Origin of the sequence: Massilia timonae CCUG 45783 (assembly GCF_000315425.1) — a bacterium.
In the GTDB taxonomy this organism is placed as follows: domain Bacteria; phylum Pseudomonadota; class Gammaproteobacteria; order Burkholderiales; family Burkholderiaceae_D; genus Telluria; species Telluria timonae.
Genome location: NZ_JH992922.1, coordinates 2,276,926 through 2,290,262, shown reverse-complemented (window position 1 = coordinate 2,290,262; position 13,337 = coordinate 2,276,926). Strand labels below are relative to the sequence as shown.

The following is a 13,337-nucleotide window of genomic DNA, read 5'->3' as shown; positions in this document are numbered from 1 at the left end:
AACAGGAAGTCGATTTTACACTCCCTTGACAATGCCGAAAGCGGTAAACCAGCCACATAACGCCCTGTTCGCATGCGCCGCGCATGAAATCGCCTCTTCATGCGCGCGACAGCCTTGCGTGCGGCGCTGGCACACCCCTTGCGATAGATGGCCTGCGGACCGCGCTGGCGGCCGCACCGGCCGGCAGCTTGACGCCGGTCCATTCCAACCACTGGGGAACACACGAAGTCCTCGCAACTTTCTGGAGAACGATCATGGCTGTCAATCAAGCAAGCATCATGTGGCAAAAATTCGTCCAGGGACTGAACTCGTCGAGCGCCGGGGCCGGCCTCGACCCGAAAACCTTGATGCCTACCGGCGGGCTCACCAACGCCGACTGGCAGTACATGGACGTGACCGGCCTGCCGGCTGCCGCCGGCACCCCGCCGGTGCCGGGCAGCACCGTGGTAAACGGGCTGGAGAACTGGGCCAACGTCATGCCGGCATGGTCGCCGTCGTACACGGCGTCGTCGATGAATTTCTACGACCAGTACAAGGCCTTCCTGTTCGCCATCGCCCTCAAGGGCGGGAATCCGGCGCTGCAGCAGATCGCCGACGGCTATGGGGCCAAGGTCATCGCTGCCCAGAAGGCGCTGTCGACGACGACCACCAATTGCATGACCGCCTGGGTCGCCTTCAACACGGCCCAGTCCAGCCTGCCGCCGTCGGCCCAGTCCACCTATACCCAGTGGTATCAGCAGAACGGCTGGAACCAGGTGATCACCAGCGCCCAGAACGCGGTCTCCGCCCAGGTTACCCTGTACAACCAGGCCCTGGAGCAGGTCGGCGGCCCGGACTACCAGACCATTTCCGGCGCCCAGGCCAAGGTGGTGCTGAGCCCCGCAGCGGGCAACGGCATCGCCGATCCATCCGGCAATCTGCAGCCGGCATACGTCATCACACCCGGCCTCAACGACTGGTACGTGAGCGCACTCCAGACGCTGGCCAGCAGCGCGCCGCCGCAGATCTCGATGACCATCAAGCTCGACGATTCCAACAGCAGCAACCTGGTGGTCAGCAGCTTCCTGGACGTCTCGGCGTCCGGCACCTACGACGCATTCTTCTGGGGCGGTTCGGCCTCGACCTCGTATTCGCAATCGAGCGACGCCCAGGATTACACGAGCCTGGTCCAGGGCATGACCATGACCTATACCGCGCAGGCTGCCCAGCTGTTTTCGATCGTCCCCGGGGCCTGGTTCGATTCGAGCATCGTGGCCGACTTCTACGACCAGGTTTCGCCGACCTCGGCCCTGGCCAACAAGCAGCTGTTCGGCCCCGATGGCATCCTGAACCTGCGCGCCGGCAAGCTGCTGGTGGTGCTCAAGCCCTCGGTGACCCTGACGTCGGACACCCAGAGCATCCAGGCGCTGTTCTCGAAGATGTCGCAGAACAGCGCGAGCAGCATTTCCATCGGCGGCTTCTGCTGGAGCGCCCAGGCCAATATGTCGCAAGGCGCCAGCAGCTTCAGCCAGGATGTGACGATGTCCGCCGACAAGACCTCGATCACCATCACCGACAACACCAACTCGCCCAAGGTCATCGCCGTGGTGCCGATCACCATGGGTAAAAGCGCCTGAGCACGCCATCGGCCACGGCGCTTCCCTCAACCCCTTCGCTCTTCAGGCATTATGGAGATGACATGCCTCTTTACATGACCCAGAAAACCAGTTCCGGCAGGCTGCCGGCAATCACCTACTACCGGCGCCAGACCCAGCCGCACGTGTCGCACGTCGAGAGCGGCGCCTTCACCCAGGCGGCCCAGGTGGCTTATGCGACCACCAACCGGGTGCCCGTCGGGGACGTGGAACTGGGGGCCTACAAGTCCGGCCAGGGCGTTCCCACCGGCGGGAACGTCGAGCAGATCTAGAAAGCAGCGCTGCCGGAGGACGCCCGGGGATTTCTGCTCGCAGAAGTCTCCCGGCGCCTCCGGCACCACGGGACGGTCGGCCATGCCTGGCCTGGCTCGACCTCCCGCCGCCGGCATCACACCTGCATGTTCATGATGTCGTGATAGGCCGACACCAGCTTGTTACGCACCTGCACCGTCGCCTGGAAGGCGATGCTCGATTTCTGCATCGCGACCATGGTGTCCGACAGGCTGACCGTGTCGTCGCCCATGGTGAAGCGCCGGCTCAGCGCCTGCGCCTCGGCCGAGCGGTTGCTCACGCCCTGCAGGGAATTGTGCAAGGCTTCCGCGAAGTCGAGCTTGACCGCGGACTTGCCGCCCACCGCGCTGGCATTGCCGAGCCCACCAGGGGCAACCGGCCCCGCCGATTCCGGCTTGGTGGCCGCCGCCTTGAGCTGCTCCATCATGGCCTGGATGCGGCTGCTGTCGATGCCGCCGATACCGCCAATACTCATGTTACCCTCCTGCATGTTATTGCCTTGTAGAATCATCTACAAATGCACTCAGGAAAGCAGAATAGCAGTGCGGGCGCCCATTTCACGTATGAGTTAAAGCGGTAAACGCCCCCTATTTCGGGGTTTGAATGTTGCCCCAGGGCTCCATAATGCTGCCTGTCCCCACCCATTCACCTGAATCCATCGAACATGGCAGCAACTGCGGAAGACCTTCTCGACACCACCCAGGGCCAGCCCCCGGCTGCGCCCCCGTCGTTTTTCCAGACGACCATGGGCAAGCGCGTCGCCATCGGCGGCGGCATCGCGCTGATTCTGGCGCTGATGATCGCTGTCTGGATGTGGAGCCAGGCGCCCGAGTATCGCGTGCTGTTCTCCAATTACAGCGACCGCGACGGTGGCGCCATCACCGCATCGCTCGACCAGATGGGGGTGCAGTACAAGTTTTCCGAAGGCGGCAGCGCGATCCTGGTCCCTAGCGAGCAGATCCACGACCTGCGCCTGAAGCTGGCCGCGCAAGGCCTGCCGAAGGGCGGCAATGTCGGCTTCGAGCTGATGGAAAACCAGAAGCTGGGCGTGTCCCAGTTCCTGGAACAGGTCAATTACCAGCGCTCGCTCGAAGGCGAGCTGGCGCGTTCGATCCAGTCGCTGGGCTCGGTGAGCGCCGCGCGCGTCCACCTGGCGCTGCCGAAGCCGTCCGTGTTCGTGCGCGACCAGCAAAAGCCGACCGCCTCGGTGCTGCTCAACCTCCAGCCGGGCCGCGCCCTGGACCAGGGCCAGGTCAGCGCCATCTCGCACCTGGTCGCGTCCAGCGTGCCTGAACTGACCATCGGCAACGTGACCGTGGTCGACCAGAACGGCACCCTGCTGTCCGAGCAGGCCAACAAGGGCGCGGGCGGCAAGACCCTGGACCCGACCCAGCTGAAATACGTCGACCAGGTCCAGCAGAACATCATCAAGCAGGTCGAATCGATCATCAAGCCGCTGGTCGGCGAGGGCAATGTGCGCGCCGAAGCGACCGCCGAGGTGGACTTCGCCCAGGTCGATACCGCGGCCGAGATGTACAAGCCGAACTCGCCGCCCGAGCCGCAGGCCATCCGCAGCCAGCAGACCTCGGAAACGCAAGGCGCCGGCGCCGGCCCGTCGGGCATCCCGGGCGCGCTGTCGAACCAGCCGCCGGGCGTGAACACCGCGCCGATCGACGGCGAGCCGCCGGCCGAAGCGCCTGCCGCGACGGGTCCGAGCACCAAGAACGCCACCATGAATTACGAGCTGGACAAGACCATCCGCTACGAACAGCGTCCGATGGGCGGCATCAAGCGCCTGACGGTCGGCGTGGTGGTGAACTACCGCCGCATCGTCGACCCGGCCACCGGCAAGGTCACCGTGCGTCCGCTCGCGGCCAACGAAGTGGCCCAGATCAACGAGCTGGTCAAGCAGGCGATGGGTTACAGCCAGGCCCGCGGCGACACCCTGAACGTGACCAACGCACCGTTCGACGGTGTGGACAAGCCGGCCGATCCGGTGGTAGAACCGGACTGGTGGCGTGACCCGGCGAATATGCCGCTGTTCAAGGACCTGGCCCGCTACGCTTTCGTGTTCGCCGTGATCGCCTTCCTGTACTACCGCTTCCTGCGACCGCTGCTGCGTCCGGCGATCAAGAAGTTCGACGAAGCCACCGCCATCCCGGAAGAGCCGAAGGAAGACGAGAAGGCCAAAGGCGGGGAAGGCGAAGAGGAAGCCGAGGAAGACGAGGAAGACCTCGAGGAAGAAGAGAAGATTCGCCGGGACATGGGTTACCGCGCCAACCTGAAGTTGGCGAAAGACCTGGCAAACGAAGATCCGCGCATCGTCGCAAACGTCATCAAGGCATGGTTGGGTTCAAATGAGTGATAAAGACAAGGACGGCACGAACAAGGCGGCAATCCTGATGCTGGCCCTGGGTGAAGCCGAAGCGGCCGAGGTGATGAAGTTCCTCGGCCCGCGCGAAGTGCTCAAGCTGGGCGCGGCGATGGCGCAGATGAAGGCGGTGCAGCATGGCCAGGTGGTCACGGTGCTCGAAGAGTTCGTCGAAGAGACCAATCTGCACTCGACCGTCGGCCTCGATTCGGACGAGTACATCCGCCAGGTGCTGACCAAGGCGCTGGGCGACGACAAGGCGGCAGTCTTGCTGAACCGCATTCTCGGCGGCAAGGACGCCTCGGGCATCGAGAGCCTGAAGTGGATGGACTCGGTCTCGGTGGCCGAGCTGATCCGCAACGAGCACCCGCAGATCATCGCCACCATCCTGGTCCACCTCGAACGCGACCAGGCCTGCGAAATTCTGGCAAACTTTACCGAACGACTGCGCAACGACGTCGTGCTGCGCATCGCCACGCTGGACGGCGTGCAGCCGGCCGCCCTGCGCGAGCTGAACGACGTGCTGACCAAGCTGTTGTCGGGTAATGAACACATCAAGAAGTCCTCGCTGGGCGGCGTGCGTACCGCGGCCGAGATCCTGAACTTCATGAGCGGCGAGCAAGAGCAAGCCGTGATGGACAATATCAAGAACTACGACAACGACATGGCGCAGAAGATCATGGACGAGATGTTCGTGTTCGACAACATCATCGACATCGACGACCGCGGCATCCAGTTGCTGTTGCGTGAAGTGCAGTCCGAGATGCTGATCATCGCGCTCAAGGGCGCCTCGCAGGACTTGCGCGAGAAGATCTTCAAGAATATGTCGCAGCGTGCCAGCGAAATGATGCGCGAAGACCTGGAATCGAAGGGTCCGGTGCGCCTGTCCGAAGTAGAATCGCAGCAGAAGCAGATCCTGCAGATCGTGCGCCGCCTGGCGGACGAAGGCCAGATCGTGCTGGGCGGAAAAGGTGAGGATTCGTTCGTCTGATGGCAATACCGAAAGAACAGCAGAGCGCCTACCAGCGCTGGGAAATGGCGTCGTTCGGCGACGATCGTCCCAGCACGCTCGCACGCCGCGCGGCCGAGGCCGCGGCCGCGTCCAGCGCCTCCCCTTCTGCTGACGCCACGCCCGCCCTGCCGCCGGGATTTTCCCTGCCCAGCGTCGAAGAACTGGAAGCGATGCGCGAAGCGGCGCGCCAGGAAGGCTTCGCGCAAGGGCTGGAAGAAGGCCGCGCCCAGGGCCATCACGAGGGCCGCGCACAAGGTTACGCCGAAGGCGCTGAGGCCGGCCAGCGCGAAGCCGCGGCCGAGCTGGCGCAGTTGCGCCAGGTGGCCGCCAGCTTCGGCGACGCCATCGCCCAGGCCGACGAGACCATCGCGCGCGACGTATTGGAACTGGCCCTGCGCCTGGCGCGCGGTATGGTGCGCACCGGTTTCGACGTGCGTCCCGAACTGATCCTGTCGGTGGTGCGCGACGCCATCGACCAGTTGCCCGTGCTGCAACAGCCGGCCGTGCTCACCCTGAACCCGCTGGATGCCGAACTGGTGCGCCATGGCATGGCCGAGGAATTGAGCAAGGGCGGCTGGCGCATCGTCGAGAACGGTTCCATCGCGCGCGGCGGCTGCAAGGTCGAGACCGCTACTAACCAGATCGACGCCCAAGCCGCGGCCCGCTGGAACCGCCTGACCCACGCGCTGGGCGCCAACGTCGAATGGCTGGGCGACTGATGGACGACCACCAGCACCACCAGGAAGGCACGGGCAGCGGCGACCCGCACACCGGACGCTGGAAATCCTATCTGCGCGACTGCGATACCCTGGTCAGCTTCGCCGATCCGCTGCAAGTGTCGGGCCGCGTCACGCGCGTGGCCGGGCTGGTGATGGAATGCGTCGGCCTGCGCCTCGCGGTCGGCGCCGCCGCCACGATCCCCACCGCCAGCGGCTTCATCGAGGCCGAAGTGGTCGGCTTCGAGGGCGAACGCCTGTTCCTGATGCCGCAAAGCGATACCGAAGGCGTGGTGCCCGGTTCGCGCGTCTTCCCGGTCGAGAGCGTGCTGCCGCCGCCGGGCACCGTGCCGCACGGGCGCCGGCGTCCGCAAGACCGCGCGCGCCACCTGCCGGTCGGCATGCAGCTGCTGGGCCGCGTGGTCGATGGCGCCGGCCGTCCGCTCGACGGCCTCGGCCCGCTCGGCACGAGCGAGGTGGGCCCGCTCAATGCGCGGCCGGTCAATCCGCTCGACCGCGCGCCGATCAAGGACACGCTCGACGTCGGCGTGCGCGCCATCAATGCGATGCTGACCGTGGGCCGTGGCCAGCGCCTGGGCCTGTTCGCGGGCACCGGCGTCGGCAAATCGGTGCTGCTGGGGATGATCGCGCGCTATACCGAAGCCGACGTCATCGTGGTCGGACTCATCGGCGAACGTGGCCGCGAGGTCAAGGAATTCATCGACCAGATCCTCGGCCCCGAAGGCCGCGCCCGCTCGGCCGTCGTGGCGGCCCCGGCCGACTCGCCGCCGCTGCTGCGCCTGCAGGGGGCGGCCTACGCCACGGCGATCGCCGAACATTTCCGCGACCAGGGCAAGAACGTGATGCTGATCATGGATTCGCTGACCCGCTACGCGATGGCGCAGCGCGAGATCGCGCTGGCGATCGGCGAGCCGCCGGCCACCAAGGGTTATCCCCCATCGGTGTTCGCCAAGCTGCCGGTGCTGGTGGAACGGGCCGGAAACGGCCTGGAAGGCGGCGGCTCGATCACGGCTTTCTATACCGTGCTGTCCGAGGGCGATGACCAGCAGGATCCGATCGCCGATGCGGCGCGCGGTATTCTCGACGGCCACATCGTGCTCAACCGCCACCTGGCCGAGGCCGGGCATTATCCGGCGATCGACATCGAGCAGTCGATTTCGCGCGCGATGCACTCGATCACGACGCACGAACACCAGCTGGCGGCGCGCAAGCTCAAACAATTGTATTCGCGCTATCAACGCTCGCGCGACCTGATCAATGTCGGCGCCTATGCCGCCGGCAGCGATCCGGTGCTCGACCAGGCCATCGCGAAGCATGGGGCCATCGAAGAATTCCTGTGCCAGGAAATCCACGACAACGCCACGCTTCCCCAGAGCTTGGGGCAACTTTCCTCGCTATTCAACTGATCGGCGAGAATTGTCCAGCGTTAAAATCGCTGCACCATGGCCCAATTATCCGCACTTGAAACACTGATCGACCTGGCGCAGAAGGATTCCGATGCTGCCGCCAAGCGCCTGGGCGCGGCCAACAAACTGGTCGAGGAAGCCGAACAGAAGCTGGAAATGCTGGTCGGCTACCGCGACGAATATGCGCGCAAGCTCGATGCCGCCCAGGTGGCCGGCATCACGCCTTTCGCGTACCACAACTTCGTTGCCTTTATTGGCAAGTTGGACAATGCCTTGAATGGCCAGCGCGACGTGTTGAAGCATGCCCAATTCAAGGCGGAATCCGAGCGCAAGACTTTGCAGGAAAGCGAACGCAAGCGCTTGTCGTATCGCACGCTGAACGAACGCGCCGCGAGCGAAGCGCTCAAGGTGCAGAACAAGCGCGACCAGAAACTGATGGACGACCACGCGGCGCGTGGCGCCCGCTACAAACAACGCTGAGCGAATCATGACGACGCAGACCACGAATCTCCTGTTCCAGACCACGGGCGCCAATGCCAGCGCGCCACGCAGTGCGAGTCAGGACCGGCTGGCCGACAGCGCACGCAACAATGGCGCCTTCGGCGCCACCCTGTCGCGCGAACTGGCGGCGCGCCAGCAGGCGCCGCAGCCGCAGGCGCCGACCCCGGCTGCCCAGCAGCCGAAGCCGGCCGCGCAGCAGCAATCGAAACCGAATGCCGCCGACAAGCCCACCAACCGCGAGCCGGTGCGCGAACAGACCAAGTCCGGCGTCAAGCCGGCCAGCCACGAAGGCGAAGCGAAGACCGCGTCCGCCGAGGGCGCGGAAGAATCCGGCGCGGCCGAAGCCGCCGCCGCGGCCACGACGCCGGTCACCGACATGCTGGCCTTCATGGCCAGCCTGACCAGGCCCGCAAGCGCCGACGCCGCTGCCGTGCCGCTCGACGCGGCCGCTGCCGGCGACCTGCAATCGAAGGCGCTGGAAAGCGCGCTGGAGCACATGACCGGCGCGGCCGGCAGCGCGGCCGGTGACGCCGCGGCCGGCGCCGCCGTCACCGACGAGCTCGGCAAAGGCGTCTCGCTGGCCGCCGGCGTGCAGCGTGCCCCGGTCGACCCGAACGCGCCCCAGGTCCAGGCCGGCGCCCTGCCGGAAGGTCAGCAGGATGCCGCCCAGTTCCAGACCCAGCTGCGCGAAAGCCAGCAGCAACTGGCAACGGCGGTCGAGGAAGCCCCGGCCCCGCTGGCCCAGCTGCAGGCCCAGGCCGCCAAGATGGCGGACGCGGTCGGCAACCCGGCCGCCGTGCCGGGCGACCGCATCCCGGCCCGGGTGGGCAGCCAGGCCTGGGACAACCAGGTCAGCCAGCGCATCGTCTACATGGTCGGCAAGGAGCAGGCCGCCACCCTGACCCTGAACCCGCCCGACCTGGGCCCGGTCCAGATCGTGCTCAACGTGAGCAACGACCAGGCCAGCGTGGCCTTCTCGGCCGAGCAGCTGGAAGTGCGCCAGGCCCTGGAAAACGCCCTCCCGCGCCTGCGCGAGATGATGAGCGAGAGCGGCATCGCCCTGAATAACGCGACGGTCGACGCCGGCGCACGCCAGCAGCAGCAGGATGACCAACGCCGTGCGTCCGGCGGCACGGGCGCCAATGGCAACCTGGCCGGCGCTGGCGCCGGCAACGAGGGCGAGCCCGCAGTGAACGAAGTCGCGCCACGCACCCGCACCGTGGGCCTGGGCGAGCGCGGAATGGTCGACCTGTTCGCGTAATCCGGCCGGGACGGCGCGCAAGGGGCGGCCCGACGGCCGCCCTTTTCCATTCCGTCATCGCGCGCCTGCAACAATTCCGGATTTACTGCCTCTTCCTCCCTCTTTTCTAGGCTTGCCCGGGTGCATCTTTCCGCGACAATGCCATAATGTTGTACCCATTAACCAGCACTGAAGACCTATTTTGAAAGCGAATCCGAAAATGAAGGCTGATCCGAAAGCGGACGCGGCTGCAGCAGCGGCGCCGGCCGGCTCGAAGAAAAAGCTCATCATCATGATCCTCGCCGCGATCCTCGTGCTTGGCGCGGGCGCCGGCGGCGGCTGGTATTTCAGCCAGTCCTCGGCCGCCCATGGCGAAGAAGAAGCCCCGGCCAAGGAAACCAGGAAGAAGAAAAAGAAAGATCCGGAATCCAAGCCGGAATACGTGCCGATCGAGGCCTTCACCGTCAATCTGCAGCCCGAGAACGGCGAGCAGTATTTGCAGGTACAGTTCACCCTGCAGGTCGACGGCGCCGAACAGGCGACCATGGTAAAAGACAATATGGCGATCGTGCGCAACCGCGTGCTGCTCCTGTTGTCGAGCAAAAAAGCGTCCGAAATCAATACGGTAGAGGGCAAGCAGCAACTGGCGTCCGACATCCAGGCGGCGATCACCGAGCCGTTCGAGAAACATGGCGACGAACAGGAAGTGTCCGACGTATTATTCACTTCGTTTATCATCCAGTAAGCATTCAGTAAACACGAAGAAACATGGCCGATAATTTCCTCTCACAGGAAGAAGTCGATGCCCTCTTAAAAGGGGTCAACGGCGATCAGGACGACATTGCGACGCCTGAAGACACCTCGGGGGTACGCACCTATAACCTGGCAACGCAGGAGCGCATCGTGCGCGGCCGCATGCCGACGCTCGAGATCATCAACGAGCGTTTCGCCAGGTATCTGCGGGTCGGCCTGTTCAACTTCCTGCGCCGCAGTGCCGAGGTCTCGGTCGGCTCGGTGCGGGTCTCCAAGTACAGCGAGTTCATCCGCAACCTGGTGGTCCCGACCAACCTGAACCTGATCCACATGAAGCCGCTGCGCGGCACCGCCCTGATGGTGTTCGATCCGGGCCTGGTGTTCCTGTTGGTGGACAACCTGTTCGGCGGCGACGGGCGCTTCCACACCCGCGTCGAGGGCCGCGACTTTACCCAGACCGAGCAGCGCATCATCATGCGCATCCTCGACATCGTGTTCGAGGCCTACGGCAAGTCGTGGGAGCCGGTGTATCCGATCGAGTTCGAGTACATCCGTTCCGAGATGAACACGCAGTTCGCCAACATCGCGACCCCGAACGAAGTCGTGGTGTCCTGCACCTTCACGGTCGAGCTGGGCTCGGTGTCGGGCCAGATCCACTTCTGCATGCCCTACTCGATGATCGAGCCGATCCGCGACGCGCTGACCTCGAGCATCCAGGGCGAGGCGCTGGAAGTCGACAAGCGCTGGGTGCGCCTGCTGACGCAACAGATCCAGGTCGCCGAGGTCGAGCTGGTCGCGGTGCTGGGCAACGGCAAGGCGAACTTCGACGAGATCCTGAACATGAAGATCGGCGACGTGATCCCGATCGTGGTGCCCGACATGCTGCAGGCCACGGTCGACGGCGTGCCGGTGATGGATTGCAGTTACGGCGTGCACAACGGGCAATATGCGCTGAAGGTCGAGAAGCTGCTCGCCAATAGCGACACCTTCAGCAAGTAATCGATATGATTGGCCAGGCGCAGGGCGCCGGCCGAAGCAAGAAGCAATACAGGAGAACACCATGTCGGACAACCAGGAAGACCAGGACCACATCGACGACGATTGGGGCGCGGCGATCGCCGAGCAGGCCGCGGCCGAAGCCGCGGCGCTCGAGCGCCAGCAACAGCAGCAGGCGACCGCCCCGGCCGCGGCTGCCGCCGTGTTCAAGGATTTCTCGAACAAGGGCGCGCGCAACGAGACGCCGAACGACATCGACTTCATTCTCGACATCCCGGTGCAATTGACGGTGGAACTGGGCCGCACCAAGATCGCCATCAAGAACCTGCTGCAACTGGCGCAGGGCTCGGTGGTCGAGCTGGACGGCCTGGCCGGCGAGCCGATGGACGTGCTGGTCAACGGCTGCCTGATCGCCCAGGGCGAGGTGGTGGTCGTGAATGACAAGTTCGGGATCCGACTCACTGATATCATCACGCCATCTGAACGGATTCGCAAACTGAATAAATGACCCTGCCGCGCGCCCCTGCCTCTGATCACTTCCCTGCCGTGGGGTGGACGGCTTTGCCGTCCACGCGTTCAACGAACGTCTTCTTGCCACACAAGGGGCTGTGCGTGCGCTGGCTGGACGCGTGGGCGGCGAAGCCGCCCACCCTACGAGCCTTCACCGCCTCGTTATTGCTCGCCCCCTGCCTGGCCTTCGCCCAGCAAACCACCGACACCACCTCGAAGCCGGCGACGCCGGCCAGCATGGCCGGCACCTCGACCGCGCCGGCCCCGGCCGCCCACGAGGACGCCGAAACCCCGCGCCGTCCCGGCGAAACTACCACCGGCCGTCCACCTGCGCCGGCCGTGCCGGCCCCGGCGACCACGCCCACCGCGACAGCCCCGCCGACCGCCCCGCTGCCGGGCGATGCCGCCGCGACCACCGATACCACCCCGCCGGTCGCCACTGCGCCCGTGTCGCCCACGTCCCCCGCGCCGCTGAGCGAAGCCCCGCGTGTGTCGATGCCCGCCCCGATGCCCACCTCGTCCACCGCCAGCCCCGGCGCGGGCGGCCTGCTCAAGACCATCATGGCCTTGACGCTGGTGCTCGGCCTGCTGGCCGGCCTGGCCTGGATGATGAAACGCTTCGGTCCCAAGATGGGCGGCGGCAGCGCCAACCTGCGCGTGGTCGGCGCCCTGAACCTGGGCGGTCGCGAACGCATCATGGTGGTCGAAGTCGGCGACCAGTGGATCGTGGTCGGCGCCGCGCCGGGCCGCGTCAACGCCCTGCACACCATGCCGCGCCAGGAAGGCGAACTGGCCCCGACCGCCGCCCACGGCGCACTCCCGGCCAATCACTTCTCGGACTGGCTCAAGAAGACGATCGACAAACGCAATGCGAGCTAAACACCTTTTGTTGGCCGGCGCACTGGCCCTGCCGCTGATCGCGGCGGCCCAGCCCGGCATCCCGGCATTCCAGAGCAGCCCGGCGCCGGGCGGCGGCACGTCGTACTCGCTGCCGGTCCAGACCCTGCTGCTGCTGACCTCACTCACCTTCCTGCCGGCCGCGCTGCTGATGATGACGGCGTTCACCCGCATCATCATCGTGCTGTCGCTGCTGCGCCAGGCGCTGGGCACCCAGACCGCGCCGCCGAACCAGGTGATGGTGGGGCTGGCGCTGTTCCTGACCTTCTTCGTGATGGGACCGACGTTCGACCGCATCTACAGCGAGGCCTATCTGCCGCTGCAGCGCAACGAGATCCAGATGACCGATGCCATGAACCGCGGTGCGGTGCCGCTCAAGGAGTTCATGGTCAAGCAGACGCGCCAGTCCGACCTGGCGCTGTTCGTCAAGATCTCGCGTTCCGAAGCGCTGCAGGGGCCCGAAGACATTCCGCTGCGGGTCCTGATTCCGGCCTTCGTCACCAGCGAACTGAAGACGGCGTTCCAGATCGGCTTCGCGATCTTCATCCCCTTCCTGATCATCGACATGGTGGTGGCGTCGGTGCTGATGGCGATGGGCATGATGATGATGTCGCCCGCCGTCATCGCCCTGCCGTTCAAGCTGATGCTGTTCGTGCTGGTCGACGGCTGGCAGTTACTGCTGGGCTCGCTGTCCCAGAGTTTCTACTGAGGAGGCGGCCATGACACCCGAAAGCGTGATGACGATGGGCCGCACGGCCATGGAAGTGACGCTGATGATCTCGGCCCCGCTGCTGCTGGTGGCGCTGATCATCGGCCTGATCATCAGCATCTTCCAGGCCGCGACCCAGATCAACGAAGCGACCCTGTCCTTCATCCCGAAGCTGGTCGGCGTGTTCGTCGCCCTGGTGGTGGCCGGGCCGTGGATGCTGTCGGTGATGCTCGACTACATGCGCCAGGTGTTCACCGGGATTCCGGGCTTGATCGGGTAA

15 protein-coding genes are annotated in these 13,337 nt (G+C 65.3%); 14 read left to right on the top strand and 1 reads right to left on the bottom strand.

All coding sequences use genetic code 11. The annotated features are described in order from the left end of the window. Positions 1-254 precede the first annotated feature (254 nt). Positions 255-1,616, top strand: a complete 1,362-nt coding sequence (locus HMPREF9710_RS09675) for a hypothetical protein (RefSeq protein WP_005665882.1) — start codon at positions 255-257, stop codon at positions 1,614-1,616. A 62-nt stretch (positions 1,617-1,678) separates the two neighbouring features. Further along, complete coding sequence (locus HMPREF9710_RS09670; protein WP_005665881.1) at positions 1,679-1,906, top strand: hypothetical protein; 228 nt, start codon at positions 1,679-1,681, stop codon at positions 1,904-1,906. 116 nt (positions 1,907-2,022) lie between these two features. Here HMPREF9710_RS09670 and fliE read toward each other — a convergent pair whose 3' ends face one another. Continuing rightward, complete coding sequence (fliE, locus tag HMPREF9710_RS09665) at positions 2,023-2,400, bottom strand: flagellar hook-basal body complex protein FliE (protein ID WP_005665880.1); 378 nt, start codon at positions 2,398-2,400, stop codon at positions 2,023-2,025. Between the two features lie 189 nt (positions 2,401-2,589). Here fliE and fliF point away from each other — a divergent pair, with 189 nt between their 5' ends. From fliF to fliQ, 12 genes are all read left to right on the top strand, one after another. Next, the gene (fliF, locus tag HMPREF9710_RS09660) at positions 2,590-4,290 is read left to right on the top strand and encodes a flagellar basal-body MS-ring/collar protein FliF (RefSeq protein WP_005665879.1); all 1,701 of its coding nucleotides are present in this window, start codon (positions 2,590-2,592) and stop codon (positions 4,288-4,290) included. Then, complete coding sequence (gene fliG / locus HMPREF9710_RS09655; RefSeq protein ID WP_005665878.1) at positions 4,283-5,287, top strand: flagellar motor switch protein FliG; 1,005 nt, start codon at positions 4,283-4,285, stop codon at positions 5,285-5,287. Before fliF ends, fliG begins: the two co-directional genes overlap by 8 nt. Beyond that, the gene (locus HMPREF9710_RS09650; protein ID WP_005665877.1) at positions 5,287-6,027 is read left to right on the top strand and encodes a flagellar assembly protein FliH; all 741 of its coding nucleotides are present in this window, start codon (positions 5,287-5,289) and stop codon (positions 6,025-6,027) included. The genes fliG and HMPREF9710_RS09650 overlap by 1 nt, the downstream gene beginning before the upstream one ends. Beyond that, positions 6,027-7,451, top strand: coding sequence for a flagellar protein export ATPase FliI (gene fliI / locus HMPREF9710_RS09645; RefSeq protein ID WP_005665876.1), 1,425 nt, complete (start codon positions 6,027-6,029; stop codon positions 7,449-7,451). Before HMPREF9710_RS09650 ends, fliI begins: the two co-directional genes overlap by 1 nt. 36 nt (positions 7,452-7,487) lie before the next feature. Next, complete coding sequence (fliJ, locus tag HMPREF9710_RS09640) at positions 7,488-7,931, top strand: flagellar export protein FliJ (protein WP_005665874.1); 444 nt, start codon at positions 7,488-7,490, stop codon at positions 7,929-7,931. Between the two features lie 7 nt (positions 7,932-7,938). After that, on the top strand, positions 7,939-9,213 hold the full coding sequence (locus HMPREF9710_RS26535; RefSeq protein WP_005665873.1) for a flagellar hook-length control protein FliK: 1,275 nt from the start codon (positions 7,939-7,941) through the stop codon (positions 9,211-9,213). 199 nt (positions 9,214-9,412) lie between these two features. Next, entirely contained in the window at positions 9,413-9,937 is a 525-nt protein-coding gene (gene fliL, locus HMPREF9710_RS09630; RefSeq protein WP_005665872.1) for a flagellar basal body-associated protein FliL, read from the top strand. A gap of 23 nt (positions 9,938-9,960) precedes the next feature. Continuing rightward, entirely contained in the window at positions 9,961-10,944 is a 984-nt protein-coding gene (fliM, locus tag HMPREF9710_RS09625) for a flagellar motor switch protein FliM (RefSeq protein ID WP_005665871.1), read from the top strand. Between the two features lie 61 nt (positions 10,945-11,005). Next, positions 11,006-11,449, top strand: a complete 444-nt coding sequence (gene fliN, locus HMPREF9710_RS09620; RefSeq protein WP_005665870.1) for a flagellar motor switch protein FliN — start codon at positions 11,006-11,008, stop codon at positions 11,447-11,449. An 83-nt stretch (positions 11,450-11,532) separates the two neighbouring features. Continuing rightward, entirely contained in the window at positions 11,533-12,330 is a 798-nt protein-coding gene (gene fliO, locus HMPREF9710_RS26530; RefSeq protein WP_229409759.1) for a flagellar biosynthetic protein FliO, read from the top strand. Beyond that, complete coding sequence (gene fliP, locus HMPREF9710_RS09605) at positions 12,320-13,057, top strand: flagellar type III secretion system pore protein FliP (RefSeq protein ID WP_005665868.1); 738 nt, start codon at positions 12,320-12,322, stop codon at positions 13,055-13,057. The genes fliO and fliP overlap by 11 nt, the downstream gene beginning before the upstream one ends. Before the next feature lie 10 nt (positions 13,058-13,067). After that, the gene (gene fliQ / locus HMPREF9710_RS09600; RefSeq protein WP_005665867.1) at positions 13,068-13,337 is read left to right on the top strand and encodes a flagellar biosynthesis protein FliQ; all 270 of its coding nucleotides are present in this window, start codon (positions 13,068-13,070) and stop codon (positions 13,335-13,337) included.